The 234-nt window shown below is 74.8% G+C and carries 1 protein-coding gene; it reads right to left on the bottom strand.

Annotated elements, in window-relative coordinates; translation table 11 throughout:
- The coding region (locus SB773_RS34775; RefSeq protein WP_410595123.1) for a sulfurtransferase at window positions 1-234 on the bottom strand (234 nt) is incomplete at both ends.

Genomic DNA, 234 nt, shown 5'->3' with positions numbered 1-234 from the left:
AGTCCGCCGTCGAGGACCCGCACGTCGCGGACGCCCGCATGCCGCAGCAGCCACCACGCGCGCGCCGCGGAGCCGCCGAACACGTCGTCGTAGACCACGACGGAGTCGCCCTCGTGCAGGCCCCACCGCCGTGCGGCCTCCTGGAAGTCCTCGATCGCGGGGAGCGGATGCCGCCCATCCGTCGGCGCGCCATGGCCGGCCAGCTCGGTGTCGAGGTCGACATAGACGGCGCCG

The sequence above is a fragment of the Bacillus sp. SIMBA_074 genome, from assembly GCF_046534555.1.
Taxonomy (GTDB): domain Bacteria; phylum Bacillota; class Bacilli; order Bacillales; family Bacillaceae_G; genus Bacillus_A; species Bacillus_A mycoides.
This window is presented reverse-complemented; position numbering and strand designations above follow the sequence as displayed.